We start from the raw sequence: 24,265 nt of genomic DNA, 5'->3' as shown, positions 1-24,265 counted from the left end.
TCCGGATGAGTGATCTGACTGCCATGGTTGTGACCGCGGTGACGGGCCCGAAGCCCGGTCACGCGCCGGGCCTGAAGTTCTCGGCCAGGTCGCCCCACAGGTACGCAGCGGTCTCCACGCCCTTGGCCAGCAGGTCCAGCTCGACCTTCTCGTTGACCGAGTGCCAGCCGTCCGAGGGCACCGAGATGCCGAGGAACAGCACCGGGGCGCCCAGCACGTCCTGCAGGTCGGCGGCGGGACCGGAGCCGCCCTCGCGGGTGAACAGGATCCTCTGCCCGAAGGCCCGGCCCATCGCGCGCACGGTGGACTGCAGCGCCGGGTGGTCCAGCGGCGTCAGGCAGGGCCGGGTCGCGCCCGGGAAGACCAGCTCGTGGCGGATGCCCTCGGGCACCCGCTCGGCGACCCAGGCGCGGACCGCCTCGCGGACCTTCTCCACCTCCTGGCCGGCCACCAGCCGGAAGGACAGCTTGAGGTGCGCCGAGGACGGCACGATGGTCTTGCCGCCGGGGCCGGTGTAGCCGCCCCAGATGCCGTTGACCTCGGCGGTCGGGCGGGCCCAGACCCGCTCCAGGGTGGAGTACCCGGCCTCGCCGCGGGTGCCGTACGACTTGGCGACGCGCAGCCACTGCGCCTCGTCGAAGGGCAGCTCGGCGAACAGCTCGCGCTCGTGCTCGGTCAGCTCCACGACCCCGTCGTAGAAGCCCGGGATGGCGACCCTGCGGTCGGCGTCGTGCAGGGCGGCGGCCAGCTCGGCCGCGACCTGGGCCGGGTTGGGGACGGCGCCGCCGAAGGAGCCGGAGTGGATGTCGGTGTCCGGCCCGTACAGGTCGAGCTGGGCGTCCGCCAGGCCCCGCATGCCGGTGCAGACGGTCGGCGTGGTCTCGGACCACATGCCGGTGTCGGAGATGACCACCACGTCGGCGGCCAGTCGCTCGGCCTCGCGGCGCACCAGGTCGGCGAAGTGCGGCGAGCCGGACTCCTCCTCGCCCTCGATCAGCAGCTTGAGGTTGACGGCCGGCGCGGTACGGCCGGCGGCGGCCAGGTGGGCGCGCACACCCAAGGTGTGGAAGAACACCTGGCCCTTGTCGTCGGCGGCGCCGCGGGCGTACAGCCGCCCGCCCACCACGGTCGGGGTGAACGGCTCGGTGTCCCAGCCGTCCTCCTTCGCCGCGGGCTGCACGTCGTGGTGCCCGTAGACCAGGACGGTCGGCGCGGACGAGTCCCCGGAGGGCCACTCGGCGAACACCGCCGGCAGCCCGTCGGTCTCCCACACCTCGGCGACCGGGAAGCCGGTCTCGCGCAGCTTGGCGGCCAGCCACTCGGCGGAGCGGCGCACGTCACCGGCCCGGTCCGGGTCGGCGGAGACCGAGGGGATGGCCAGCCACTCGGACAGGTCCGCGAGGAACGCGGCCTGGTGCTGGTCGATGAAGGAGCGGACGGCGCTGTCCGGAGTTCTCGTCATACCGACGACTGTAGTTCGCCCGTGCGGGTGCCCGCCCCGGCCGTCCGGTTGCAGCTGCCCGTCAGGGCTGTAACCTCCGTCACCCCCGCCGCGGGGAACAGCGGACGGGGGTGACCGGAGGGACCGCGCGGCTCAGCCGGAGCGGCGCAGCAGCGAGATCCGTGAGCGGGTGAGCAACGCCGCCAGGCCCGCCGCGAGCAGCGGCAGCACCAGCACGGTGGCGGCGATGGTCGGCCAGGGGAAGACCACGGCCGACTTGTCGGCGAGCTCCTCGGGGCTGATGCCGGGGTAGCTGCTCGCCAGGCCCTGGACCTTGCGGATGGCCACGGCCGGCACGATCCCGCAGACGATGCCGAGCAGGGTGCCCATGGCGGCGATCGCCCCGCACTGGAGGCCGGAGAGCGAACGCCGGATCCGGGGTTCGGCGCCGACCGCGGCAAGGGTGGTCAGGTCGCGCTGAGAGTCGGCGGCGGCCAGTCCGGTGGCGATGCCGGCCGCGCCGAGGGCGACCAGGCCGGCGAAGCCGGACAGGCCGAGGCCGATGAGTCCGGCCTTGGTCTGGTAGCCGCGTTCGATCTCCAGGACGCCGTGGTCGGTGAGCTTGGCGAGCGCGCCGTCGGCCTTCTGCTGGGCGCCGTCGGAGGTCATGGTGTCGGGCAGCCAGACCGAGCCGGCCGGGCTGGTGGTGAAGCCGAGCCGGGTGGCGGTGTCCGGGCTGATCACGGCCTGGCCGTGGGCGGGCAGCGCAGCGGGGACGAGGACGGCGTCGACGGTGACCTCGGTGAGCGTGGGCGGCTTGCTGCCGAGGGCGCCGTAGTCCGCGGTCGGTTCGCTGTAGCGCAGGGCGAGCTTGCCGTCCTTGACATAGCGCGGGTCGAAGACCACCGCCTTGCCGGCGGCGAGGGCCTGGCCGGCCGCCTGGTCGGTGACGCCGTACAGGTTGCGCAGCAGGGTGGCGTCGCCGGCCGTGAGGTCGCCGTAGCGGCTGGAGTGGCGTTCGCGGACCTGGCAGCGCTTGTCGGCCTTCGTGATCTGTTCGATCTCGCCCGGACTGCGCGTGCTGTCGCGGTCGAAGACCGGGCAGCGCAGGTCCTTGGGCACCAGGACCTCGATGTAGCCGCAGCTGCCGCCGTCGGCGCAGTCGCCCTTGTAGTTGACCCGGGAGACGTCGGCGCGCGGGCCGAGGTCGGGGATGCTGCGTTCCACGCCGTCGCGCAGCTGCGGCAGCAGCCTGGCGTCGGAGCCGGTCGTCCAGCCGCCGAGCATGACCGCGCCGGGGGCGCCGGAGGGGGTGTAGTCGCGGCGGTACTGCTCGTCGTAGCTGGCGATGTAGATGCTGACGGCGACGGAGCCGGCGACGGCGGCCATCACGGCGGCGACGGCGGGTGCGGTGCGACCGCGGTGGCGGACGGAGTCGCGCAGGGCGAGCCGGGGGCCGAGCGAGAGCCAGCGGCCGAGCTTGCCGAACAGGCCTACCAGGTACGGGGTGAGGGCGACCATGCCGAGTTCGGCGACGGCCGAGCCGCCGAGGACGGCGATGCTGCGGCTGGTGAGGCCGCTGGTGGCGCCGACCAGGGCGAGCGCGCCGCCGCCGGCGAGCATCAGCAGGCCGAGCAGGGCGAGTTTGCGGCTCGGGGGCTTGAGCGAGTCGCGGCCGGTGAGGGCGGAGACGACGTCCTGGCGGGAGGCCTGGACGGCGGGCACGACGGCGGCGAGCAGGCCGGTGACCAGGCCGACCAGGAGCACGCCGAGCAGGTCGAGCGGCTGCAGGTTGAAGTGGCCGAAGCGGGCGCCGGCGTACTCCTCGGCCCGGGTGCGCAGCAGGGCGACCAGGCCGACGCCGAGGCCGAGGCCGATGGCGGCGCCGGTGAGGCCGAGGACGATGCCGCCGCCGAGGACGACCGCGCGGACGTCGGCGCGGTCACCGCCCGCGGCGGCGAGCAGCCCGAGTTGCCGCCGCGAGCGCCGGGCCCCGACGGCGAAGGCGGGGCCCGCGAGGAGGACGATCTCCAGCAGGGCCATGCCGACGACGGTGCCGAGGATGACGACGGAGGTGCGGTCGAGGAAGCGGGGGCCGCCGCTGTACTTGTCGATCTGGACGTAGTACGGCACGTCGGAGCGGCGGGGCGGGTCGAGCAGGACGGCGCGGGAGGTGAGGGTGAAGCCGTAGCCGTTGAGTTCGGTGACCTTGGCCCAGTCGAGGGTGGCGCCGGCGGGGAGCTTGACCAGCCAGCGGTCGGCCGTGTCGGTGCTGCCGGGGAGCTTTCCGACCAGGGTGCCGGGCCGGGCGACGAGTTCGGTCTTGTCGAGTTCGCCGGGGTACTCGACGACGGCGGTGATGGTGAAGGGGCTGGACTCCAGGCCGCGGACGGTGGTGCGGTCGCCGAGCTTGAGGCCGGAGCGCTTGATGAACTGCCGGGTGACGGCGACCTGTTGGTCGTTGGCGGGGGCGCTGCCCTCGACCAGGTCGACCCGGCCGTTCCAGACCGGGTCGGTCAGGTCGGCTTCGCTGGTGTGGGTGGTGAGCAGGCCCTCGGTGCTGCTGGTCGCGGTGTACGGGCCCTGGCGTTCCGGCACCAGGGTGCTGCCGGGCGGGAGCAGCTGCTGTGCCAGCTGGGCGGGTTCGGTGTTCAGGGCTCGCTGCTGGGCGGGGGTGTACTGGGGGGCGGCGCCGTCCTTGGCCTCGCGTTTGGGGTTGTCGGTGATGAAGCCGTCGTCGGCGTTGGGGGCCTGCCTGACGGAGGATCCACGCTCGACCATGTTCAGGTCGCCGTCGGCCCGGCCCATGATCCGAACGACCTGTTCGGCGGGTTCGAGGGTGGCGCTGCGGAAGAACACGTCGGCGCCGGTGACGCCGAGGACGGGCAGCGCGACCATGGCGACGACCAGGGCGCTGCGGCCCTTGGCGCGCAGGGCGTCGCGGCGGGCGATGCGCAGGGCGAGCCGCCAGGCGCTGGGCTTCACTCGTCCCCCTGCTTGCTGTTCGCGGCGGCGCTGACGAGCAGGCTGGCGGCGTCCTGGCTGACGGACTCGTCGACCATCCGGCCGTCGCGCAGGAAGACCACGCGGTCGGCCCAGGCGGCGTGCCGGGCTTCGTGGGTGACCATCATGGCGGCGGCGCCGGCGTCGCAGCGGGCGCGCAGGACGGCGAGGACGGCTTCGCCGGTGGTGGAGTCGAGGGCGCCGGTGGGTTCGTCGGCGAGGACGAGGCGGCGGTCGCCGATCAGGGCGCGGGCGATGGCGACGCGCTGCTGCTGGCCGCCGGACATGTCGTCGGGGAAGCGGTCGGCGAGTTCGGGGATGCCGAGTTCCTCCAGGGCGGCGAGGGCCTCGCGTCGGGCGGCGCGGGCGGACAGGCCGTCGAGTTCGCGCGGCAGCGAGATGTTCTCGGCGGCGGTGAGGGCCGGTATCAGGTTGTAGTCCTGGAAGACGTAGCCGACGGAGCGGCGGCGGACCCGGGCGAGCTGCTTGCGGGTGAGGCCGCCGAGGGCGACGCCTTCGACCAGAACCTGGCCGGTGCTCGGGGTGTCGAGGCCGCCGGCGAGGGTGAGCAGGGTCGACTTGCCGGAGCCGGAGGGGCCCATGACGGCGACGAACTCGCCGGGGTGGACCTTGAGGTCGACGCCGCGCAGGGCCTGGACCTCGGCGGCGCCCTGGCCGTGGACGCGGGTGACGTTCTCCAGGTGCAGCACCGGCGCCGGCCGGGACTGTTGGGTGTGGGACACGATTCCCCCCTTGTGCTGGGTACGGGCCCGGCGCCGGGGCGCCGGGCCTCTCGTTCGAGTGGCTGGGGCGGGCCCTGCGGATCGCCGCCGGGCCCGCGGAGCACGCCCTAGGCGCGGCTGCGGCGGCCGAGCCGCCTGGGCTTGGCGGCGCCGTCGCGGGCGGCCTCGGCGGCGCGGGCCTGCTGGAGTTCGGCCTGCTGGGCGAGCCGGGTCTCGCAGTGGTCGAGCCAGCGGATCTCGGCCTCGGTCTGGAAGATCAGCTGGTCGAGGACGAGCAGCCAGGCGAGTTCGTTGCTCTCCGAGGGCACGGTGCCGGGCCGGGCCTCGCCCGCCAGGGCGCGGCCCTTGAGCCGGGTGTAGTCCTGCAGCGCCTTGATGCTGTGCCGGCGCTGGCCCTGGACGACGGCGGAGACGTCCACCCCCGGGACGGTCACCGCCATGGCGAGCTTGATCGCCAGTTCGTCGCGCGGGGGGTTGGTCCGGAGCACCGGGGTGTCGAACCAGGCCCGCAGTTCGGTGCGGCCGGCGTCGGTGACGGCATAGAACTGGTGTCCCTCCTCGTCCTCGCCGGCGGGTTCGACCAGGCCGTCGCGTTCGAGTCGGGAGAGTGTGGTGTAGACCTGTCCGACGTTGAGCGGCCAGGTGGCGCCGGTGCGCGCCTCGAACTCGGTGCGCAGCTGGTAGCCGTAGCGGGGTCCCTGGTCGAGCAGGGCGAGTAGACCGTGGCGGATGGACATACTCAGTATGTATACCCGGTATGCCCTACCGCCTCAAGCCGCGCGCCCTCGGGTACCGTCGTGCGGTGTGAGCCAGTTGCGCATCGCCACCTTCAACCTGTTGCACGGTCAGCCGCTCACCCCGGACGGCGCGCCGCGCCCCTACCCGGCCGACGCGGGCGCCCCGTTGGCGGAGGCGGTGGCCGCGCTGGACGTCGACGTGCTGGCCCTGCAGGAAGTGGACCGGCACCAGGCGCGCTCGGGCGGCACCGACCAGGCGGCGGTGGCGGCCAAGGCGATGGGCGCCGGCGACTGGCGCTTCGCCGCCGCACTGCACGGGCGCCCGGCGCCGGTCGCGGGCTGGGTGCCGGAGCCGTCCGGGCCGAACGGGCTGCGGGTGTACGGGCCGGGCGACGTGGGCGACGGCGCCCCGCCCTCGTACGGGACGGCGCTGCTGACCCGGCTTCCGGTGCGGCACTGGCGGGCCCGGCGGTTCGCCCCGGCACCGTTCGGGCTGCCGCTGCGGGTGGCCGGGCGGCGCGGGCTGACGCCGGTGCCGGACGAGCCGCGGACGGCGCTGGCGGCGGTGCTGGAGGGCGGGCGCGGGCAGTTCACGGTGGTGGCCGCGCACCTGTCCTTCGTGCCGGGCTGGAACATGGCGCAGTTGGCGGGGATCCGGCGCTGGATCGCCGATCTGCCGCAGCCGCACCTGGTGTTGGGGGACTTCAACCTGATCGGCGCGGTACCGCGCACGGTGCTGGGCGGGGCGACGGCGCTGGAGCGCACCGCACCGCGGGTGCGGGTGCGCGAGCCGCGGGCGGCCCGGCGGGCCCGGTCGGCGCTGGCCGAGCCGCGCCGGCGGCGGGTGCGCGAGCCGCGGGCGCGGCTGCAGGGCTGGCACGACCTGGCGCGCACGCCGACCTACCCGTCGCACCGGCCGGCGGTGCAGTTCGACCACGTGCTGGCGGTCGGGGTGCCGCGCGCGGCGATGGGCCCGGCGGCGGCGCCGCGCGCGGTGGTGTCGGACCACCGGCCGCTGCTGGTCCAGGTGTCGCTGTAGGGCCGGTCTTCGAACGCCCCGCAGGCGGGAGTTCGACGGCGGGCGGTTGGGCGTGTCCGTCAGACCCGCCCTAGTTGAGGCGGCTCAGCATTCCGGTCTGCTGCGGCAGCTGGACGGCCGCGGTCGGCTGGGGGTCGTACTGCAGGAGCAGCATGGCCGCGTCGTCGCCGAGTTGGCGGCCGACGTGGCGCACCACGTCCTCGTGGAGGCGCTGCAGGACGTCGGCGGGGTGGCCGTCGGCGCAGCGCGGGAGGCGTTCGGCGAGCGGGTAGAAGGCGCCGGAGCGGTCGCGGGCCTCGATCACCCCGTCGGTGAACAGCAGGACCCGGTCGCCGCCCTGGAGCGGGACCCGGTGCACCGGGGGGTGGACGTCGGCGGGGTCGAGGACGCCCAGCGGCGGTACGGTTTCGGCGAGTTCGAGCGGGCGGACGGTGTCGCCGCGCAACAGCAGCGGGGCGGGGTGTCCGCAGTTGACGAGTTCGGCGGTGCCGTCGGGGCCGACGCCGATCAGCACCAGGGTGACGAACTCCTCCTCCACGCCGGGGTGGTCGTTCTCGTGCAGGGCGCGGTCGAGGCTGACGGCCAGCCAGCCGGCCACCCGGTCGAGGGCGCCTTCCTGGTGGGCGGCCTCGCGGAAGGCGCCGAGCACGGCGGCGGCGGTCTCGACGGCGCCGAGGCCCTTGCCGCGGACGTCGCCGACCACGGCACGCACGCCGTGCCGGGTGTTGACGACCTCGTACAGGTCGCCGCCGATGCGGGCGTGCGCGGCGGCGGCCTCGTAGTGGACGGCCGCGCGCACGCTGCCGACCTTCTCGGGGACGGGCCGCAGCAGCACCCGGCGGGCGATCGAGGCGACCAGTTGGGCGTCGGCGAGGGCGCGTTCCTGGCGCAGTCTCAGGGTGGCGCTGACCCAACCGATCGTGGCGACCAGCAGGATCGCGATGACGCTGGCGGCGTGCACGGACTCGCCGAGCGCGTCGCTGCGGAAGGCCATCAGGAAGGCCGCCGCCTCGGTGCACAGACCGATGACGAGCGGGTACCAGGTGCGACGGCTGACCACGGCGGCCAGCGCGGGAACGGCGGTGAGGGCGGGTTCGACCGTCACCTCGGTGCCGCTGAGGTAGTCGAGGACGACGATCAGCGCCATACCGATGAGGGGCAGCGCGAGCGCCGTCCTCGGCCAGGTGCCGGTCGCGCCCGGGGCGGGTCCCGGGGTCGGCCCGGTGAACCGCTCTCTGATCCATCCGGTCGCACTCAACTTCGGTCTCTCCAGCAGAAGACGCCGATGCCGGGGGGCACCTGCGGTGATGACTGAGGGTCAGGGGATGCGGGCCTCGCTGGCGGCCGGAGCACGGGGGTTGACCGGTTACCGACCCCACAATAGGCACGAAACGTGCACGACGCGCAGGTTTCGGGCGTTGCCGTGATGACTTGGATGCTCTGCGTGACTCATTATTCACTGTTCCCGATCAGGAGCCGTTCCAACTCTTTTCGGTCGGGAAGTCCTCCCGGACGGACGATCCGCCCGCTGCGGACGTACAGGAACGAAGCCGTGACCTGCTCGGGATGTACGCCCGCCTGCTCGGCCCAGGCCAGCCGGTAGACCGCGAGCTGCAGCGGGTCGGCGGTCTCCTCGCGGTGGGTCTTCCAGTCCACCACTTCGTAGCGTGACGCACCACCGGATTCCGACAGCATGTCACCGTCACGATAGACAGCGTCGATCCGGCCGCGCACCACCCGACCCGCCAGCACCAGCTGGAACGGCGCCTCCACCCGGTGGGGCTTGCGCTGCGCGTACGGGGTGCGCAGGAACGCCTCCTTGAGCCGCTCCAGGTCCTGCTCGTCCTCGATGCCGTCGTCGTCGGCGCCGGGCAGCGCGCCGGGCTCGATCAGCAGCAGCGGCTCGATCCGGGACTGCACCCAGGCGTGGAAGCGGGTGCCGCGCCGGGCGGCGGGCTGCGGGGGGCGCGGCATCGGGCGGGCCAGGTCGCGGGCGAAGCCGTCCGGGTCGGCGGCCAGCCGCAGCAGCTGGGTGGCGGACAGCGCGGCGGGCAGCGGCACCTGGCGGGCGGTGCGCCGGGAGCGCTCCAACTCGCCGAGCAGCGCGGTCAGGTCGCGGTCCCAGGAGGCCGTCTGGCGCTGGTCCTCGGCGGCCATCGGCTCCGGCCCGGGGGCCGGTGCGCCGGCGATCCTCCCGCGCACCACCTCGGCGACCCGGCGACGGGCGTGCTGGGCTGCCTGGTCCAGCGGCAGCGGCCAGGGGCGTTCGACGGCCGCGGCCAGCGCCGGGTTCTCGGCGCCCTTCTCCGGCTGCTCGGCCCAGTGCTCGACCTCGCCGGCGCCGGGCTGTTCGCAGTGCTCGCGCAGCTGCTCCAGGAAGGCGGACGGGCCGCGGACGGTCTTCTGGCTCGGCCCCCACCAGTGGCCGGAGGCCAGCAGCAGCGCGCGGGGGCGGGTGAACGCGACGTAGCCCAGACGCAGTTCCTCGGTGCCGGAGTGCTCGGCCAGCTCCTTCTTGAACGCGGCCATCGACTTGCTGTTCCAGCCGCCGCGGACGTCCGGCAGGGTGGCGGCGTCGCCGCGCAGGGCGTGCGGGAGCACTCGCTTGGTGCTGGTCCAGCGTTCGCGCGGGGTGGCGGACGGGAACGCCCCCTTCACCAGCCCGGGGACGGCCACCACGTCCCACTCCAGACCCTTGGACTTGTGCGCGGTGAGCACCTTCACGGTGTCCTCGCCGCCGGGCAGACTGCTGTCCAGGCCCCGCTCGTACTCCTGGGCGGCGCGCAGGAAGCCGAGGAAGGCGGCCAGGCCCGGGTCGCCGTCCAGGTCGGCGAAGGAGGCGGCGACGTCCAGGAAGGCGTGCAGGGTCTCCCGCCGCCGGGCGGCCAGCGCCTGCGGGGAGGCGGCGAGTTCGACCTCCAGGCCGGTGACGGCCAGCACCCGGTGCAGCACGTCCATCAGCGGGTCGGCGAGCGAGCGACGCAGCTCGCGCAGTTCGGCGGCGAGCCGGGCGAAGCGGACCCTGGCCTCGGCGGAGAACGGCAGCTCGTCCGGCTGGTCGCCCCCCTCTCCGGTCGAAGCGGTAAGGAAGGTCTCCACCGCGTCGGCCAGCGAGACCACCTCGGTGGGGTCGGCCTCGGCGACGGCCGCGGCCAGCGCCTCCACGCCCTCGGGCCGGTCGGTGCGCACCAGGTCGGCGGCGCGGCGGCCGAGCAGGGCGAGGTCGCGCGGGCCGATCCGCCAGCGCGGTCCGATCAACAGACGCACCAGGGCGGCGTTGGCGGTCGGGTCCTGCAGCACCTCGCAGACCGCCACCAGGTCGGCGACCTCGGGCAGTTGCAGCAGCCCGCCGAGGCCCACCACCTCGACCGGCACCTCGCGGGCGACCAGGGCGGCGTGGATGTCCGGGAAGGCCGCGCCGCCCCGGCACAGCACGGCGATCCGGCCGGGCGCGGTGCCGGTGCGCACCAGGTGGGCGATCGAGTCGGCGAGCCAGTCGACCTCCTCGGCGTGGGTGGGCAGCAGCGCGGCCCGCACATAGCCGTCCTGTTCGGCGCCGGGGGCCGGGCGCAGCGCCTCGACGCCCTCGTGCGCGGCGCGCAGCGGGGCGGCGAGCCGGTTGGCGAAGGCGAGCAGGCGGCCGCCGCTGCGGCGGTTCTCGCTGAGCGCGTAGCGGTCGGCGGGACGGCCGTCGGCCTGGGGGAAGTGCTGGGGGAAGTCGTCCAGGTTGGCGACGGAGGCGCCGCGCCAGCCGTAGATGGCCTGGCAGGGGTCGCCGACGGCGGTGACGGGGTGGCCCCCGCGCCCGTTGCCGTCAGGAGCGCCGCCGAACAGGCCGGCGAGCATGAGCCGCTGGGCGACGGAGGTGTCCTGGTACTCGTCGAGCAGGACGACCTTGAACTGGCCGCGCAGCAGTTCGCCGACCTCGGGGCGCTGCTGGGCGAGGCGGGCGGCGGCGGCTATCTGGTCGCCGAAGTCCATCAGCCCGGCGGCCTGCTTGCGGCGGCGGTAGTCCTCGACCAGGCGCAGCAGTTCCAGCCGGGCGCGGGCGGTGGCGGGGACGGCGCGCAGGTCGTCGTTGCTGAGCTTGACGGTGGAGAGGGTGTCGAGCAGGTCCTCGTCGTGGGCGCGCAGGGTGGCGGGCTCGATCAGGTGCTCGGCGAGTTCGCCGTCCAGGGCGGTCAGGTCGGCGACGAGGTTGGCGAAGGTGCCGGTGAGGGCGGGGAAGGGGCCGCGGGCGGCGCGCAGCACCTTGGCGGCGAGCTGGAAGCGGGTGGCGTCGGCGAGCAGGCGGACGTCGGGCTCTATGCCGATCCGCAGGCCGTGTTCCTTGAGGAGGCGGCCGGCGAAGGCGTGGTAGGTGGAGATCTCCGGGTCGCCGAGCGGTTCGGTGTCGTCGCGGTCGGCGATGCCGGCCCGGAGCAGGGCGGTGCGGACGCGTTCGGCGAGTTCGGCGGCGGCCTTGTTGGTGAAGGTGAGGCCGAGGACCTCTTCGGGGCGCACGGCGCCGGAGCCGACCAGCCAGACGACCCGGGCGGCCATCACGGTGGTCTTGCCGGAGCCGGCGCCGGCCACGATCACGGCCGGGGCCAAGGGTGCGCCGATGGCCGCCATCTGCTCCCGGTTGAAGGGGATGCCCAGCAGCTCCTTGAGCTGGTCGGGATGGCTGAGCACGGCGGTCACCCTGCAACCGTAACCGGAGCGGCGGACAGGCGGTCACGCCTGTCCGCTCCGCCCCGAGCCGAAGGGCGCGCCGGTGCCGAAAGCGAAGAGCGACAAGCGCCCGACGAGGGAGGGAGCGCCGGAGCGAAGAGCGTCGGCCCCGGGTCCGAGCGCCCGGAGGCGAGCGGGCGAGTCACGGACAAGCCCTCATTCCACGAGCTGCGCTCCGTCGCGCTGGGCGGAGCAGCTGCGGCGGAAGGTGCAGCGGTCGCAGCCGCCGCCGCTCTGCGGGACGAAGCGCTCGGCGAGGACCTTGCCGGCGGCCTCGGCGAGCAGGTTCTCGATCCACGGCTGGCCCTCGGGCGGCTCCTGGCGCTGCACCTTGGGGGCGTCCGGGGCGGCCTTGGCGGCGGGTTCGCGCAGGTGGACGAGTTCGGCGCCGCCGGTGGCCGGGGGGTGGGCGGTGAAGCCGGGCAGGTCGTTGAGGGCGCCGGCCCGCACGGCGAGCTGGTAGACGGCGAGCTGCTTGTGGTCGGGCAGCGACTTGTCGGTGGGTATCTGCTTGCCGGTCTTGAAGTCGACCACGTAGGCGCGTCCGGCCCGGTCCTTCTCGACCCGGTCCATGGAGCCGCGGATGCGCACCGAGACACCGCCGACGTCGAGGGTGACGTCGAAGCCGTGCTCGGTGGCGACGACGTCCCGGCCGCGTTCCAGGACGTGCCAGTTGAGGAAGCGCTCCAGGGCGGCGCGGGCCTCGGTCTTCTCCTGCTGGGACTTCCAGGGGGCGTCGAAGGCGAGCGCGTCCCAGACGGTGTCCAGGCGGGCCATGAGGACGGCGAGGTCGGCGGGGGTGCGGCCGGAGCCGACCTCGTCGGCGAGGGCGTGCACCACGTTGCCGAAGCCCTGGGCGGCGGAGCCGGCGCCCCGGGCCTTGACCTCCTTGTCCAGGAACCACTGCAGCGAGCATGCCTCCAGTTGTTCCAGGCCGCTGCCGGACAGCCGTACCGGCAGGTCGGCGCTGTGCAGCGGTTCGGGGGCGGTGGTGGCGTCGTCCAGGCCCCACCAGCGGTCGGGGTGGGCAGCGGGCACCAGCGGCAGGCCCTCCTCGTCGGTGGCGGCGGCGAGGGTGGCGAGGCGTTCGGCGGCGGCGCGGCGCAGTTCTGGCGAGCGGGTGGGGTCGACGGTGACGGCGCGCAGTTCGGCGACCAGGGCGGCGACCGACAGCGGGCGGCGCGGGCGGTGGGTGACGTCCTCGACGGTGACCGGCGGGGTGCGGCGCAGCACCTTTCCGGTGCGCGGGTCGACGTCCTCGCGGTAGAGCTCGCGCAGGAAGCGGGAGGGTTCGTCGCCGTCGTCGGCGGGTGCCTTGACGGCGGTGACGATCAGCCGTTCCTTGGCGCGGGTGGCGGCGACGTAGAAGAGGCGGCGTTCCTCGCCCAGCAGGGCGGCCGGGGAGAGCGGTTCGGCGAGACCGTCGCGGCCGATCCGGTCGGCCTCCAGCAGGGAGCCGCGGCGGCGCAGGTCGGGCCAGAGGCCGTCCTGGACGCCGGCGACGACGACCAGGCGCCATTCCAGGCCCTTGGCGCGGTGGGCGGTCATCAGCCGTACCGCCTCGGGGCGCACGGCCCGGACGGTGAGGGTGTCGGCGGCGATGTCCTGGGCTTCGAGTTCGGCGAGCAGGTCGAGGGCGCTGCGGTGGCCGGTGACCTGTTCCTCGGCGCGGGCGGCGGTCTCGAACAGGGCGCACAGCGCGTCCAGGTCGCGGTCGGCGTTGCGGCCGGCGGCGCCGCCGCGCAGGGCGGCGCGTTCCAGGCGTTCGCGCCAGCGGCGGCTGCCGTCCCACAGTTCCCACAGCGCCTCTTCGGCGGTGCAGCCGCCGGCCAGCAGTTCGCGGACCTTGCGCAGCAGGGTGCCGAGGTCGCGGGCGCGGCGGGCGATGGCGGGGTCGAGGGCGATCAGGCGGTCGGGTTCGGCGAGGGCCTCGCGGATCAGTTCGCCGGCCGGGCGGGGGGCGGCGGGGTCGCCGTCGGCGCGCAGGGCGGCGCGTTCCTCCTCGCGCAGGGCGCGGCCGAGGCGCCGCAGGTCGGAGCCGTCGAGGCCGCCGAGCGGGCCGGTGAGCAGGGCGTGGGCCAGTTCGGCGGTGAGCGGCTCGGGGGTGTCCGGCCCGGCGGTGTCCGGGTCGCCGTGCTTGCCGCGGGCGGCGAGTTGGGTGGCCTGTCGGGCGCAGACCCGCAGGGCGAGCAGCAGCTGGGCGACGGCGGGCTCCTCGCGCAGCGGCAGGTCGTCGCCGTCGATCTCCAGCGGGACCCCGGCCGCGCCGAGCGCCCGCCGCACGCCGGGGATGGAACGGGCGCCGGCCCGGACGAGCACGGCCATCTCGCCCCAGGGCACGCCGTCCTCCAGGTGGGCGCGGCGCAGCAGGTCGGCGATCGAGTCGAGTTCGGCGCCGGGGGTGGGGTAGGTGTAGACCTCGACCCGGCCGCCCTCGCGGGAGGGCAGCAGGGCGCGGTGCTGGGCCAGTTTGTCGGCGGGCAGGCGGCCCATCGGCATCCGGCGGGCGATCTCGCGGGAGGCGGCGAGCAGGACGGCGCCGGAGCGGCGGGAGACGCGCAGCACCTTGACCTCGGCGGGGCTGCCGTCGGCCTGTCGGAAGGTCTGCGGGAAGTCGAGGATGCCGTTGATGTCGGCGCCGCGGAAGGCGTAGATCGACTGGTCGGGGTCGCCGACGGCGACGAGGTCGCGGCCCCCGCCGGCGAGCTGGCGCAGCAGCCGGACCTGGGAGGGGTCGGTGTCCTGGTACTCGTCGACGAAGACGACGTCGTAGCGCCGGCGGAGGTCCTCGCCGACCTCGGGGCGTTCGGCGAGCAGGACGGCGCGGTGGACGAGTTCGGCGTAGTCGAGGACGCCGCGCAGGTCGAGGACGTCGAGGTAGTCGGCGAGGAAGTGGGCGGCGGCGGCCCAGTCGGGGCGCTGGACGCCCTGGGCGAAGCGTTCGAGTTCGGCTTCGCCGAGGCCGAGTTCGCGGCTGCGGGCGAGAACGGCACGGACCTCGTCGGCGAAGCCGCGGGTGGTCAGGCAGGCGCGCAGGTCGGGCGGCCACTGGATGCGGGTGCCCGCGGCGGAGCCTCCCCCAGCCTCCGGCCGGGGGTGCTCCCGGATCGACTCTGTGAGTTTGGCGTCCTCGGCGCCGCCGGCGAGCAGTTCGCGGACCATGACGTCCTGCTCGGGGCCGGAGAGCAGCCGCAGCGGTTCGGCGTAGTCCTGCGGCTCCTGGTGGGCGCGCAGCAGGGCGTAGCAGAAGGAGTGGAAGGTGGTGGCCTGGGGGGCGGCGGCAGTGCCGAGGCGGCCGGACATCCGGTCGCGCAGTTCCATCGCGGCCTTGCGGCTGAAGGTGAGGACGAGGATCTTCTCGGGGTCGGTGCCGTCCTGGACGCGCCGGGCGACCGCCTCGACCAGGGTGGTGGTCTTGCCCGTGCCCGGTCCGGCGAGGACGAGCAGGGGGCCGCCGGTGTGCTCGACCACGGCGCGCTGGTAGGCGTCCAGCGCGGGCGGGTCGGGCTGGACGAGCGGGCTGCGCACGAGCCGGTAGGGGGAGCTCACGCGCCCGCCTCACTGCGCTCGGCGGGGGCGTTCGCCCGCACGCGCCTCTTGACGGCTCGCTCGCTGCGCTCACTCACGGAATTTCCTGGGGTTGTACACAAGGGGGGTGTGGCCGGGGCGGGCCCGTCGGGGGCCCGCCCGTATCGAGCCTACGATCCTGCCCCGTCAATCCCGTCCGCGCGGGGGTTTCCCCTGACCGGGCCGCCCGTCCCAGCGGGCGCGCCTGAGGTCGACCCGGGGCGGGTCGGCGAGTTCGCGCAGCGGGGTGCCCTCCTCGCTGTAGTGGGCGAGGGCGCGGTGTTCGTGCCCGGGCAGGAAGCGGCCGTCGGCGCGGATCACCCGCCACCAGGGCACCGAGCCGCCGTAGAGGGCCATCACCCGGCCGACCTGGCGGGGACCGCCCTGGCCGAGGTACTCGGCGACGTCCCCGTAGGTCATCACTCGGCCGGGTGGAATCCGCTCGGTCAGGTCGAGCACCAGTTCGGCGAAGGGCGGCAAGGAGTCCGGGAGGCCGTCGTCTGTTACGTCCGTCACCTGCGGCATTCTTCCTTACAGGGGCGCACGCGCGGCCCCGGGTGAACGATCCGCCGCGCCCGATCCGCCCCCTGTCCAGCACAGGGGCGCGGGACATGCCACCATCTTCGGGGCGGTGAGTGGTGATACGAGGACAAGACCAGATGACCGGGACGGCTGACGTGGGCGTGGGCAGGGACTCCGACGAGTCCGAATCCGCCGTGCCCCCGGCGCCCGGCGGCGAGTCCGGAGGTGGGCCCGAGCACGGGCCGACGCCGGAAGTCTCCCTGATCAAGGACCTGACGATCAAGACCCCCACACCCGAGAAGGCGCCCGAGCCGACCGAGCGGCCCTCCGTGCCCGCGCCGTCGGCCCCGCCCGCACCGCCCGCCCCGCGGGCCGAGTACCACGACCCGCTGGAGGACGCCCCGCACCTGGACGTCGACGAGCCGCTGCTCGCCGCCCGCGCGCACCGCCCGTCCGACCTGATCCGCTTCCTGGCCGGCGTGCTCGGGATAGTCGCCGTCTTCGTCCTGGCCGGCATCGCCACCTCGACCACCACCGGCATCGAGCAGGACATCGCCACCAACGCGCCGCACTTCTCCGCGGTGCTGTCGACCATCACCGGACTGGTCTCCAGCGTCGCGGTGCTCGCCGTGCCGCTGGCGTTCGCCGTCGAGCGGCTGATCAAACGCGACGGCCTGCGGGTCGCCGACGGCGTGCTCGCCTCGGTGCTGGCGTACGGCGTCTCGCTGGGCATCGACTGGTGGGTGGCCGAGGGCGCCTCCGAGCACATCCGGGAAGCGCTGACCCGGCTGCCGATGGACAGCAACGGCACCCTGACCGACCCGGTGCACGGCTACCTAGCCCCGGTGATCGCCTACATGACCGCCGTCGGCATGTCGAGCAGACCCCGCTGGCGGGTGGCCCTGTGGGTGGTGGTGGTCTTCAGCGGGGTCACCGAGCTGCTCGGCGGTTACACCACCCCGCTGTCGCTGCTGCTCACCGTGCTGATCGGCTGGTCCGTCGCCTACGGCACGCTGTACGCGATCGGCTCCCCCAACATCCGGCCCACCGGCCAGCACCTGATGATCGGGCTGCGCAAGGTCGGCTTCACCCCGGACGGCGCCCACCGCGCCCCGGACGCCCCCGGCGGCACCCGCCGCTACCACGTCACCCAGCAGGACGGCCCGCCGTTGGACGTCCACATCATCGACCGCGAGCAGCAGGCCACCGGCTTCTTCTACCGGGCCTGGCGGCGGCTGCGGCTGCGCTCGGTGGCGGTGCGCCGCAGCCCCCAGTCGCTGCGGCAGGCGCTGGAGCAGGAGGCGCTGATCGCGTACGCGGCGGCCGCCTCGGGCGCCCGCGCGCCGCAGCTGGTCGCCACCTCCGAGCTGGGCCCTGACGCCGCGATCCTGGTGTACGAGAACGTCGAGGGCCGGACCCTGGACGAGCTCGCCGACGAGGAGATCACCGACGAGGTGATGGCCTCGTTGTGGCAGTCGGTGGCCGCCCTGCACGAGCGCCGGATCGCCCACCGTCGGCTCACCGGCGAGTCGCTGCTGGTGGCGGACGGGAAGACGGCCTGCCTGGTCAACCTCTCCGGCGGCGACATCGCGGCCACCGACCTGACGCTGCGCATCGACGTCGCCCAGCTGCTGACCACCTTCGCGCTGCGGATCGGCCCCGAGCGGGCCGTCGACACCGCCAACGCGGTGCTCGGCGCCGAGCGGGTCGCCCAGGCGCTGCCGCTGCTCCAGCCGGTCGGGATGAGCCGCTCCACCCGGGTCGACCTCGCCAAGCTGACCAAGGAGCGCAAGGCCGCCGCCCGGGCCAAGGCACTGGAGCAGGTCGCGGCCGGCGAGCGCACCCAGCAGCAGGCCGAGGAGGACATCGCGGCGGCCGGCGAGGACCTGCTCAGCCGCATCCGCGGCCAGATCCTGCAGATCGCCCCCGAGGCGCCGATGGAGCCGGCCAAGCTGGAGCGGCTGAAGCCGAAGAGCCTGATCATGGTGATCGCGCTCACCTTCGCCGCCTACCTGGCGCTGACCACCATCAAGCCGGCCCAGCTCAAGCTCTCCCAGATGAACTGGGCCTGGGCGGCGGCGGCCCTGCTGGCGGCCGCGTTCAGCTACGTCGCCGCAGCGATGAGCCTGACCGGTTTCGTCCCCGAGCGGCTGCCGTTCCGGCGCACCGTCGCGGCGCAGCTGGCCGGATCCTTCGTCAAGCTGGTCGCCCCCGCCGCGATCGGCGGCATCGCGCTCAACACCCGCTACCTGCAGAGGGCCGGCATCCGTCCCGGCCAGGCGGTCGCCTCGGTCGGCGCCTCCCAGCTGGCGGGCCTGGCCGGGCACCTGCTGCTGCTGTTCAGCTTCGGTCTGATCACCGGCAGCCAGACCAACGGCGACCTCTCCGCCTCCCGCGCGGTGATCATCGGCGTGCTGACCGCCGCCGTGCTCGCCCTGGTGGTGGCCGCCGTCGCGCCGCTGCGCCGCTTCGTGCTGGGCCGGCTGCGCTCGCTGTTCTTCGGCGTGGTGCCGCGGATGCTGGACCTGATGCAGACGCCCAGCAAGCTGCTCACCGGCTTCGGCGGCATCCTGCTGCTGACCCTCTCCTTCACCGCCTGCCTGGACTTCTCGGTGCAGGCCTTCGGCGGCGACGTCAGCTTCTCGGCCGTCGCGGTGGTCTTCCTGACCGCCAACGCGGCCGGCTCGGCGATCCCCACCCCGGGCGGCATCGGCCCGGTCGAGGTCGCCCTGATCGGCGCCCTGCTCGCCGCGGACGTGCCCCCCGCGGTGGCCACCCCGGCGGTCTTCCTCTACCGGGCGCTCACCTTCTGGCTGCCGGTGCTGCCGGGCTGGATCGCCTACAACGTGCTGCAGCGCAGGAACGCGCTCTGACGGCACGCGGGAACGCACGAGGGAGGGCCCGCCGGAGACGGCGGACCCTCCCTCGTTCCAGCCCCTCGGGAGACCGGCCCTCGCCCGACCGACCTCTAGTAGACCGGCTTGTGCGGCTCGATCTGGTTCACCCAGCCGAGCACGCCGCCGCCCAGGTGGACGGCGTTGGCGAAGCCCGCGGCCTTGACCACGGCCAGCACCTCGGCCGAGCGCACGCCGGACTTGCAGTGCAGCACGATCTTCTTGTCCTGCGGCAGCTTCTCCAGCGCGTCGCCCATCAGGAACTCGTTCTTCGGGATCAGCACCGCGCCGGGGATGTTGACGATCTCGTACTCGCCGGGCTCGCGGACGTCGATGAGGTAGATGTCCTCCTCCTCGTCCTGCCACTGCTTGAGCTGCTTCGAGGTGATGGTCGAACCGGCGGCGGCGGCCTGCGCCTCCTCCGACACGACGCCGCAGAAGGCCTCGTAGTCGATCAGCTCGGTGACCGTCGGGTTCTCACCGCAGACGGCGCAGTTCGGGTCCTTGCGGACCTTCACCTGGCGGTAGTTCATCTCCAGGGCGTCGTAGATCATCAGCCGGCCGACCAGCGGGTCGCCGATGCCGGCCAGCAGCTTGATCGCCTCGTTGACCTGGATCGAGCCGATGGACGCGCACAGCACGCCCAGCACGCCGCCCTCGGCGCAGGAGGGGACCATGCCCGGCGGCGGGGCCTCCGGGTACAGGCAGCGGTAGCAGGGGCCGTGCTCGGCCCAGAACACGCTGGCCTGCCCGTCGAAGCGGTAGATCGAGCCCCACACGTACGGCTTGCCGAGCAGCACCGCGGCGTCGTTCACCAGGTAGCGGGTGGCGAAGTTGTCGGTGCCGTCCACGATCAGGTCGTAGCCGGAGAAGATCTCCATCACGTTGGAGTTGTCGAGGCGCTCCTCGTGCAGGATCACGTCGACGTAGGGGTTGATCTCCTTGACCGAGTCTCGCGCCGACTCCGCCTTGGAGCGGCCGATGTCGGCCTGGCCGTGGATGATCTGACGCTGCAGGTTCGACTCGTCGACCACGTCGAACTCGACGATGCCCAGCGTGCCGACACCGGCTGCGGCCAGGTACATCAGCGCGGGCGAGCCCAGGCCGCCGGCGCCGACGCACAGCACCTTGGCGTTCTTCAGCCGCTTCTGCCCGGCCATCCCGACGTCGGGGATGATCAGGTGGCGGGAGTACCTGCGGACCTCGTCAACGGTGAGCTCGTCGGCCGGCTCGACCAGGGGTGGCAACGACACGGGGACTCCGATGGGTGTCTTGTTCAGGTGGCCCGGGGCCGCCTCGGACGGGGTTGTTGCTCCGCCACTCGGGTGGCTCTCTAGGCCAACAGTGTCATGCCCCTCCGGTATTCCGAGACAGCCCGTCCGGTGGGCGAGACGGGCCGCGCCGGATCGTGGAACCGCCCGCAGGGCCGCTCCCGGCGCCCCGGGCCCGGGATTCCGGGCCCGGGACCCTCCCCGCCCGACCTCACACCCGGCAGGCCGTCTCCAGCCAGACGTCCCCCAGCGACTCCTCCAGCGGCACCTGCGTCCGCCATCCGAGACGGTCCCGGGCGGTGCGCACGTCCGCCTGCCGCCACGGCACCGGCTCGCCCGGGGCGGGCCGGCCCTCCGGCCGCTGGCCCTCCGCCCGGTGGCCCGGCAGATGCTGCCCTGACTGGTGATTATGGCCGGGCAGGGGGTCGCCGGCCTGCCCGGCGACCTGCGCGGGCACCAGGACCTGCCGGTTCTCCTCGACGATCGCCCCCTCGAAGCCCGAGGCCCGCACCAGCAGCTGGGCCGCGTCCCGGGCCCGCACGGCGTGCCCGCTGCCGATGTTGACCACCCCGGTGGCGGCCGAGACCGCCGCCGCCTGGATCGCCCGCGCGACGTCCCGCACGTCCACGAAATCCCGGTATCCGGACAGGTCCGGCATCCGCACCTGGTTCTCGCCCCGCTCCAGCGCCCGGCGCAGCCCCTCGGCGAGCCGCCCGAACAGCGAGGCGGTCGGCGCCCCCGGCCCCACCACGTCGAACACCCGCAGCACCGCCGCGTCCAGCCCGGAGGCCAGCACCAGCTCCGTCCCGGCCAGCTTGGACACCCCGTACGGGCCGACCGGCCGCGGCTCGGCCTGCTCGGAGACCGGCACTCCGCCGGGCACCGGCCCGTACTCGGCGGCCGAGCCGACGTGCACCAGCCGGGCCGGCTCCCGACTGCGCCGGATCGCCTCGCAGACGGTCGCGACGGCCAGCGTGTTCGACCGGATCAGGGTGCGCGAGCTGCCGTAGGTGGCGCCCGCGCAGTTGATCACCACCTGCGGCGCGACCGCGTCCAGGAAGCGGGCCAGCGCGCCCGGGCTCCCGGTGGTCAGGTCGAAGCGGATGTCGGCCGAGTCGCGCCGGCCGAGCACCGTCACCTGCAACTCCTGGTCCATCAGCAGACGATCGGTCACCCGGCGGCCGATGAAGCCGTCGGCGCCCAGCAGCAGCACCCTCATCGGGGGCGTCCTTCCACGAAGCGAGGTCGGGGACGACCTGGCGGACTGAGAACTACGAACGAACAGCGTCTTTCGAGCATCGAAGCGTCGAAGCGGCAGGGCGGGCGTCGGGCGTCTAGGCGTCAGCGGTGCGAGCCGGCCCGGCCGAGCCGCGCCCAGGCGTACGCCAGCAGCACCGCCGCGACCGCGCCGCCGCCCAGCAGGACGGCCGACGGGGTGGAGCGGCCCAGGGCGAGCGCCGCCGCCGTCGCGGCGGGCCCGGCCAGCGCCCCCAGCGCGGCGGCCGTCGTCCGGCCGCAGCGCGCCAGCAGCGCGGGCAGCACCAGCAGCAGGCCCAGCACGCCCTGCGCCGCCCACTGCGCGGCACCGGCCCGCTCGGCGGCCACGTGCAGCAGCCCACCGCCGTGGCCGGGTCCGGGGCGCGGCGCCACCACGGCGAGGACCGCCAGCGCGGCGTACGTCAGCACTGCGAGCACCGCCAGGTGCAGCGCGACCGCGACCGGCAGCACCGGCCGCATCCGGGCCCGGAACCCGGCCAGCGTGCGGGCCGCCCCCAGGTGGCCCTGCCCGACCTGCCGGTACCAGCGGGCCGCCCGCTCGGCCGAGCCCGTCGACACCGCGGCGGCCAGCACCAGCGCGGCGGCCAGCGGCCGGTCCCCGCCCGGCGCGGCCAGCGGGAGCAGCAGCAGCGCGGCCAGGCCCAGCCCGTACCCGAGCGCGGCGGGGCTCCGGCGGGAGCCGGGGTGCGGGGGCGGGGTCCGGACCGGCCCCAGGGCGTCGCAGGCCGGGCCACCCGGCGGCGGGCCGGGCTCGGCCGGGGCCGGGGCGGTCAGCGCCGGCAGCAGCCCCAGGGGTAGGGCGGCGGACAGCAGCACCGGCCAGCGGGCGCCCAGCGCGGCCACCCCGGCGCAGGGCGGCGCGGCCAACGCGGCGGCGGTCAGCGCCGCCCGGGCGGCGGCCCCGCGCGGCCCGGGCCGGGTCGGCTCCGGCGCGGTGGGCGGGCGGCGGGGCACCCGGGCGTACAACTCCTCGGCCAGCGAGAACACGTCGGCGTGCCGGCAGCGCGCGGCGGCGTCCGGGCCGAGCCCGGCCTCCTCCAGCCCGGCGGCGATCTCCAGCGGGTCGACGGCGCGCTCGCACAGCTCCCGGTGCTCGGCCATCACTTCGCGCACCGGGTCGACAGCCGCGCCGCCGGACATCAGACGGCCTCCGCGAGTTCTTCGGCGAGGTCCTGCCCGCCGGGGTCGACGCTCCCGCCCTGCGGGGCGTCGGCGACGGACCGCAGCGTGGCGGGGTGCGGGTTCCGGCCCTGCCGGGCGGCGGGCTGCTCCGGGGCGCCGTCGGGGTCGTCGCCCCCATCCTCCGGGGCGTCGGCCCGACCCCCGCGCGGGCCGTCGGTGAGCCAGTACTCGGCGGGGCGGGCGAACGGGCGCGGCGCCCGGCCGCCCTCGCCGCCGTCCCCGCCGCCGGGGAAGGCCGGGTACTGCGAGACCAGCTCCAGGTAGACCTCCCGGAAGGCGCCGATCACCGGCTCCACGGCGAAGCGTTCCTGCGCGCGCAGCCGCCCGGCCAGCCCCAGCCGGGCCCGCCGTTCCTCGTCGCGCAGCAGCGCCAGGCAGGCCCCGGCCAGGGCGTGCGGGTCGCGGGCGGGCACCAGCAGCCCGGTCGGGCCGACCACCTCGCGGGCCACCCCGACATCGGTGGACACCACCGCCCGGCCGCTCAGCATGGCGTCCGCGAGCAGCCGGGGGCTGCGCTGGGAGAGTGCCGAGAAGACGGCCACCGTGCCGCCCTCCCAGGCCTCGGCGAGCGAGCCGGGGCGCCCGGCGAAGTCCACCGCCGTGGTGATCCCCAGCCGCTCGGCGACCGCCGCGCAGTGCGCCCGGTAGCCGGGGGCCGTCTCCTCGCCGTGCACCACCAGGCGCGCCCCGGGCAGTGCGGCGCGGACCCGGGCGAAGGCGTGCAGCATCAGTTCGGTGTCGCGCCCCGGCTCCAGCGCGCCCGCCCACACCAGGGTCGGCCGCTCGGGCTCCGGGCCGGCCGCCGGGCGGTCCACGGCCGGGGTGCCCTCGTACACCACCCGGGTGCGCGCCGGGTCGGCCCCGCAGCGGCGCTGCCACTGCTGGTCGTGGGCGCTGCCCGGGGTGAGTATCGCCGCTTGCCGGTAGGTCTCCTCGGTGAGCGCCCGGAAGAAGGACAGCAGCAGTGCGCGCACCGGCCAGCGGTACGGCGCCTCGCGGTAGCCGAGGTACTGCTCGCGCAGGTGGAGGCCGTGCTCGGTGACCACGAACGGCACCCCGTGCAGGTGCCGGGCCACCAGGGCGGGCAGCGCGGCCGGGCCGCCGCCGACCACGTGGCACAGGTCGGCGGCGCCCAGGCCCCCGGGGCCGGTGCCGTACCAGGGCGCGGACAGCGGCCGCAGGCACTGCTCCAGCAGGTCGGCGGCGACCAGCACGTCGCGGACCAGCGGCCGGCCGGCCGAGGTGTCCGTGCCGGGCAGCCGCCAGGTCCGCTCCAGGAGCCGCCGGGCGTGCGCGGAGGCCAGGAAGGCGGGCAGGGTGCCGTCCTCCCGGGCCAGCGCGGCCAGCCGGTAGAGCCCGGCGCCGAAACCGGCCCGCTGCCCCGGCAGCACCAGTGCCCGCACCAGTTCCTCGTAGGCTCTGGCGTACTGGCGTCTGCGCAGCGCGCCCGGCGCCCGGCCTCCCGGCCGGCGCCCCCACAGGGTCAGGTCGCGCACCCCGCGCCAGGCGGGCGAGAGCCGCTCGGCGGCGCCGAAACCCTCGGGGCCGGTCAGCAGGTACAGCTCGAACTCGTGCTCCGGCAGGCCCTCGGCCAGCCGGTCGCACCAGGCTCCGGAACCACGCTGGGGATGCGGACGGGCACCCTCGGTGAGCAGGGCGACGCGCACGGAAGACCTCCTTCTGCCTCGGAGGGGGGCGGCGACGGCAGCCCTCGGTCAGGGCCGGCTGTCCCCTCGCACCCCTTGGACGCCCCTGAGAAAGGGCCACGGGAGCCGCGGGGACGTACGCCGGGACCCTTGCTCGGGCCGCCCGCCGTGTGCTCCCGGCGTCAGCGGCCCTCCCCCACACCTGTTCGGTCCGGCAGCAGAAAGGTAG

14 protein-coding genes are annotated in these 24,265 nt (G+C 74.9%); 2 read left to right on the top strand and 12 right to left on the bottom strand.

Going from position 1 to position 24,265, the window contains the following annotated elements; translation table 11 throughout:
- Positions 1–58: 58 nt before the first annotated feature.
- The 4 genes from ACWC9T_RS03285 to ACWC9T_RS03270 form a co-directional block, all read right to left on the bottom strand.
- Complete coding sequence (locus ACWC9T_RS03285) at positions 59–1,462, bottom strand: dipeptidase (RefSeq protein ID WP_449819326.1); 1,404 nt, start codon at positions 1,460–1,462, stop codon at positions 59–61.
- 132 nt (positions 1,463–1,594) lie between these two features.
- Entirely contained in the window at positions 1,595–4,426 is a 2,832-nt protein-coding gene (locus ACWC9T_RS03280; protein ID WP_449819325.1) for an FtsX-like permease family protein, read from the bottom strand.
- Complete coding sequence (locus ACWC9T_RS03275) at positions 4,423–5,187, bottom strand: ABC transporter ATP-binding protein (protein ID WP_449819324.1); 765 nt, start codon at positions 5,185–5,187, stop codon at positions 4,423–4,425. The genes ACWC9T_RS03280 and ACWC9T_RS03275 overlap by 4 nt, the downstream gene beginning before the upstream one ends.
- A gap of 107 nt (positions 5,188–5,294) precedes the next feature.
- On the bottom strand, positions 5,295–5,924 hold the full coding sequence (locus ACWC9T_RS03270; protein WP_449819323.1) for a PadR family transcriptional regulator: 630 nt from the start codon (positions 5,922–5,924) through the stop codon (positions 5,295–5,297).
- 67 nt (positions 5,925–5,991) lie between these two features.
- Here ACWC9T_RS03270 and ACWC9T_RS03265 point away from each other — a divergent pair, with 67 nt between their 5' ends.
- Positions 5,992–6,963, top strand: a complete 972-nt coding sequence (locus ACWC9T_RS03265) for an endonuclease/exonuclease/phosphatase family protein (RefSeq protein ID WP_449819322.1) — start codon at positions 5,992–5,994, stop codon at positions 6,961–6,963.
- Between the two features lie 70 nt (positions 6,964–7,033).
- Here ACWC9T_RS03265 and ACWC9T_RS03260 read toward each other — a convergent pair whose 3' ends face one another.
- From ACWC9T_RS03260 to ACWC9T_RS03245, 4 genes are all read right to left on the bottom strand, one after another.
- A complete protein-coding gene (locus ACWC9T_RS03260) occupies positions 7,034–8,221 on the bottom strand; it encodes a PP2C family protein-serine/threonine phosphatase (RefSeq protein ID WP_449819321.1) in 1,188 nt (395 codons plus the stop codon).
- A 194-nt stretch (positions 8,222–8,415) separates the two neighbouring features.
- Entirely contained in the window at positions 8,416–11,646 is a 3,231-nt protein-coding gene (locus ACWC9T_RS03255) for a UvrD-helicase domain-containing protein (RefSeq protein WP_449819320.1), read from the bottom strand.
- 186 nt (positions 11,647–11,832) lie between these two features.
- Positions 11,833–15,225 carry an ATP-dependent helicase gene (locus ACWC9T_RS03250; RefSeq protein WP_449819319.1) on the bottom strand — a complete coding sequence of 1,131 codons (3,393 nt, stop codon included), beginning with the start codon at positions 15,223–15,225 and terminating at the stop codon, positions 11,833–11,835.
- Between the two features lie 165 nt (positions 15,226–15,390).
- A complete protein-coding gene (locus ACWC9T_RS03245) occupies positions 15,391–15,768 on the bottom strand; it encodes an MGMT family protein (protein WP_449819318.1) in 378 nt (125 codons plus the stop codon).
- Positions 15,769–15,902: 134 nt separating this feature from the next.
- Here ACWC9T_RS03245 and ACWC9T_RS03240 point away from each other — a divergent pair, with 134 nt between their 5' ends.
- A complete protein-coding gene (locus ACWC9T_RS03240; RefSeq protein ID WP_449819317.1) occupies positions 15,903–18,638 on the top strand; it encodes a flippase-like domain-containing protein in 2,736 nt (911 codons plus the stop codon).
- A 95-nt stretch (positions 18,639–18,733) separates the two neighbouring features.
- Here the strand turns inward: ACWC9T_RS03240 and moeZ are convergent, their stop codons facing one another.
- The 4 genes from moeZ to ACWC9T_RS03220 all read right to left on the bottom strand — a co-directional run bounded on the left by moeZ (position 18,734) and on the right by ACWC9T_RS03220 (position 24,057).
- On the bottom strand, positions 18,734–19,912 hold the full coding sequence (gene moeZ / locus ACWC9T_RS03235) for an adenylyltransferase/sulfurtransferase MoeZ (RefSeq protein WP_355672488.1): 1,179 nt from the start codon (positions 19,910–19,912) through the stop codon (positions 18,734–18,736).
- Positions 19,913–20,141: 229 nt separating this feature from the next.
- On the bottom strand, positions 20,142–21,149 hold the full coding sequence (locus tag ACWC9T_RS03230) for an NAD-dependent epimerase/dehydratase family protein (RefSeq protein WP_449819316.1): 1,008 nt from the start codon (positions 21,147–21,149) through the stop codon (positions 20,142–20,144).
- Positions 21,150–21,271: 122 nt separating this feature from the next.
- Entirely contained in the window at positions 21,272–22,348 is a 1,077-nt protein-coding gene (locus tag ACWC9T_RS03225) for a hypothetical protein (protein ID WP_449819315.1), read from the bottom strand.
- Entirely contained in the window at positions 22,348–24,057 is a 1,710-nt protein-coding gene (locus tag ACWC9T_RS03220) for a DUF3492 domain-containing protein (protein ID WP_449819314.1), read from the bottom strand. The genes ACWC9T_RS03225 and ACWC9T_RS03220 overlap by 1 nt, the downstream gene beginning before the upstream one ends.
- Positions 24,058–24,265 lie beyond the last annotated feature (208 nt).

The organism is Kitasatospora sp. NPDC001159 (assembly GCF_053598235.1).
This window is presented reverse-complemented; position numbering and strand designations above follow the sequence as displayed.

What these genes read in the sequence shown, in the direction of transcription:
- ACWC9T_RS03225 (WP_449819315.1), bottom strand. Translation starts at nt 22,348, where the DNA reads ATGTCCGGCGGCGCGGCTGTCGACCCGGTGCGCGAAGTGATGGCCGAG.
- ACWC9T_RS03240 (WP_449819317.1), top strand. Translation starts at nt 15,903, where the DNA reads ATGACCGGGACGGCTGACGTGGGCGTGGGCAGGGACTCCGACGAGTCC.
- ACWC9T_RS03270 (WP_449819323.1), bottom strand. Translation starts at nt 5,924, where the DNA reads ATGTCCATCCGCCACGGTCTACTCGCCCTGCTCGACCAGGGACCCCGC.
- ACWC9T_RS03245 (WP_449819318.1), bottom strand. Translation starts at nt 15,768, where the DNA reads ATGCCGCAGGTGACGGACGTAACAGACGACGGCCTCCCGGACTCCTTG.
- ACWC9T_RS03285 (WP_449819326.1), bottom strand. Translation starts at nt 1,462, where the DNA reads ATGACGAGAACTCCGGACAGCGCCGTCCGCTCCTTCATCGACCAGCAC.
- ACWC9T_RS03230 (WP_449819316.1), bottom strand. Translation starts at nt 21,149, where the DNA reads ATGAGGGTGCTGCTGCTGGGCGCCGACGGCTTCATCGGCCGCCGGGTG.